This is a genomic window from Bacillus sp. VT 712 (assembly GCF_001614195.1).
Lineage (GTDB): Bacteria > Bacillota > Bacilli > Bacillales > Bacillaceae_H > Priestia > Priestia flexa.
In genome coordinates this window covers 1-3,240 of record NZ_LWBK01000076.1, presented here as the reverse complement: position 1 = coordinate 3,240, position 3,240 = coordinate 1, and the positions used below count along the sequence as shown (strand labels likewise).

Genomic DNA, 3,240 nt, shown 5'->3' with positions numbered 1-3,240 from the left:
CCTGTAAACAGTTGTTCGAGAAACCCCTAACTTTTCAGCTATCTTTGTCTGACTAAATCCTTGCTTTAATAATTGCTTTATCTCCATGTACATTTCCCACTTATCCACCTTCGCTAACCTCCACTGCAAGTATGAACTATGATCATTTTACAGTGATAGGTTGATATTTTTTGCTGGTATATTTGGGTAAATAAGCGTTTCATCTTATCAAGCAAAAACTGTACACTTTATTCTAGCAGTCACAGCAAGCTCCTTTCTCAAGCTTTGCTTTCTTTAATAGAGCACCATTCGTTTAATTCCATTTCTGTAAAAGAAATTTGTGAAGAAGCAATGGTACACCGCGCTACATTCTATACCCATTTTAATGACAAATATGATTTGTTAGCTTATTTATTAAAGGAAATTGCCGAGGAATTTCATTTTACTGATAGCAACCTTGAAGAAGTACATTTAAAGTTATTTAATGTGGCAATTAAATATAAACGATTATTCTCTCAGCTATTCTTAGAAGAAAGAGATTCATTGAGGTATGTCATAAGAAACGAAATGACTACTGGCATGAAGCAAGAGATGTTACGTGACGATAGAAATCCATCCATTTCTACCTCTTCTGAAATTGGGATAGCTGCGTTTGCTGGAGCTACTCTAGGTGTTTTAAATTGGTGGATCGAAAATGGCATGACTCTTAGTGGTGAGGACGTTTATAACGAAATCAAGCAGGTATTGAATTGGGAGTATATCGAAAAGATTCATGATGAGGCGATTGGTAAAGAATAAGTAATTAATATCTATACCTTCTTAAGATAAGGATAACCATGAGTATTCAGCTTCTTTCAATGTTTTAAAAAAAGGTATTTTATTATGCAAATGTCGTGAATGTGAAATGAAGAAGAATATATGTAACCTTAGAGACAATAGGCTAAAAAAGAAATGTCCGTAAAAGTGTACATTTTTAATTAACATAATGTGCCTTCTAGAAACAAAAAGTAAACAAACCCTTGATAGTAGAGTTTGTTTACTTTTTTATAAGACATCCGTAGAATGCGTCTATAAAATTTGTATAATGAGAATAGGAAAAATAAGCTTTATAACAAATTATAAGTAAAAAACTTTTTCGTACCGTTTCTCAGAGAAAGGGCTAAGGTATCAAAAAGGGAATATAACCCTCTTATAAGCTAGATCAATTAACTTAAGGGGATTTTTTTACTTTCAACTCAAGTTCACGGTCCCAGAAATAAATTTAAGGTTTGTAACATCAATATGGAACATATGCTGTAAGTGAATGTGGGGATAAATTACTTTTTTGACTTCTAGGTGTTTACTTGGGCTGTATTACATTCTGGCATGCTTGTTATTTTTCAAGAAAGCTATAATGAGAAGCAGAACAGGAATGACGATTTGAAAGCACAGATGAATACTCATTAGCAATCCTTTTGTTCCCTCATAAATATGTTCCTGAATGTTACTAGCCAGTATCATTGATACAAATAAAACGACTATTCCTAAAGTAGATGACAGCTCTGAAGAAAATTTAATTTTAAACAAGGTTGCAGTACCAATTACAGCCGCATAAAAATAAATCATTATTTTAAAGAAGCCATTGATAACTAAAGCCATCATAAAAAAAACGTCTAGGCGTTCCAGGAAATCAGCAACCTGGATAGTCTGGATTGTAGAAAGAAGGGGAAAAAGTGAACGTGAAGTAAGAGTTATTCCTAACACACTTACATTCATAATCATAATAATGGCTAAGTTAATTCCACTTAATCCCAACGCACACAATCCTACTACTTTTACCTTTTTTAGATTTTCTAAGTAAGGGAAAATCATTAGAAACACTATGATTTCTGCAAAGGGAAAATATTCCCATATAAGGTTGCTGGGCTTCCTTTACCTTTTAGGCTTTTTTCTTAAATTGTTCTTTCACATAGGTGCAATTTCGTTTATGCTCACTGGAAAAGAAATGATCTTGCTTATAATACACTTTTACTTCACAAGAAGGACATAGAAAGAAACCTCTTTTTATTTTCTCATTACTCACCTCATGAGCATAAAACTCTCCTGTTGCTTCAAACATCCATACATGTTTAGCCTTTTCAATTTTCGCTCGCATAATCATATCCTCCTTCACCATATTTTTCATCTCTTTCTATGATAAGGGCTATATGGAAAGAAGACAAAGAAAAAACAGCATTTCGTGATACGGAATGCTGTTTAGATATTAGTTATTTTTTAAGTTGTAGCCTTTGAATTTATATCCATATACGCTTGTAAGATCAACAAAGCTCATATAGGAATAAGTGATAGCAACCGGCGTACCAACTTGAACTTTATCATAAAGCTTTTCGATGTCTGCATTATGCATTCTCACGCAACCTTGACTCACGTATTTTCCAATGCTGTTTTCATTGTTATTTCCATGAATACCGTATGTATCGCCATACGTACCATTTGCATTTAACCCTAACCAACGTTTTCCTAACGGATTGCGAGAATCGCCCCCAGGAATATGTCCTGTATAATAAGGGCGGTTTTTAATCTTGTTCACGACTTTAAAAAAACCAACAGGTGTTTTGTCCCATGTTTTTCCCGTTGCTACTGGATCAATGATCTCAATATAACCATTGTGAAAATAAGCAAGCTTGTTGTAGTATTTGTTAATAATAATTAAATCTTGATTCGCAGCTTTACTTGCTGCTTCTGCTTTCCCTTGATTGCCCCCACATAATGTGACCATTAGTAACGTAAAGACGGTCATTGATTTCATAAAAATGTTCTTCATAAAAACTCTCCTCTTTTTTATATTTTTATAAGAAACGAAAAACACACCTTTCAATTAGAAAGTGCTTTTTCGTCACAATCATTTATAAATAAAAACCTAGTTAATTTACTACTTTGACATGCAGAGAAACGTTCTCTGACGAAATTAACTTTTATTTTGCCTATAACCCATTCATTCAATGCAAATTTTGGCTTCTTAAAATACACATAAAAAAGAGGCTGGGACAAAACCCTCCTCTGAACCGAAAAAGCCGGTGAAATTTTACGACGAGTAAAATTTCACCGGCTTTGTTTATTTTTACATTAAAATAAGGACCACTTCTGATAAAATAAAGTTACCATACAAAATCTTATCGGAAAGAAGGGTCCTTATGTTTAAAGATTATAACATGAATCAAGTGGTTTTGCCTTTAGATTTAGAAATAAAATTACAAGAAAATGATATTGCCTTCGCCGTTC

Annotated in this window: 4 protein-coding genes and 1 pseudogene; 1 reads left to right on the top strand and 4 read right to left on the bottom strand. The window is 33.3% G+C overall.

The genetic code is table 11. The features are described 5' to 3' along the window. Positions 1-87, bottom strand: an 87-nt coding sequence (locus A2U94_RS19770) for a helix-turn-helix domain-containing protein (protein WP_231882792.1), incomplete at its 3' end; no start/stop codon positions are given. 177 nt (positions 88-264) lie between these two features. Between A2U94_RS19770 and A2U94_RS19765 the strand changes: the two genes are divergently transcribed. Then, positions 265-777: a TetR/AcrR family transcriptional regulator gene (locus tag A2U94_RS19765; RefSeq protein ID WP_197473424.1), complete on the top strand. Its 513-nt coding sequence runs from the start codon at positions 265-267 to the stop codon at positions 775-777. 555 nt (positions 778-1,332) lie between these two features. Here A2U94_RS19765 and A2U94_RS19760 read toward each other — a convergent pair. From A2U94_RS19760 to A2U94_RS19750, 3 genes and pseudogenes are all read right to left on the bottom strand, one after another. Then, a pseudogene (locus A2U94_RS19760) lies at positions 1,333-1,863 on the bottom strand (GerAB/ArcD/ProY family transporter); the annotation flags it as partial. Positions 1,864-1,897: 34 nt separating this feature from the next. Continuing rightward, positions 1,898-2,113: a hypothetical protein gene (locus A2U94_RS19755; RefSeq protein WP_025908209.1), complete on the bottom strand. Its 216-nt coding sequence runs from the start codon at positions 2,111-2,113 to the stop codon at positions 1,898-1,900. 108 nt (positions 2,114-2,221) lie between these two features. Next, positions 2,222-2,782, bottom strand: a complete 561-nt coding sequence (locus tag A2U94_RS19750; protein WP_025908208.1) for a L,D-transpeptidase — start codon at positions 2,780-2,782, stop codon at positions 2,222-2,224. Positions 2,783-3,240: the final 458 nt, after the last annotated feature.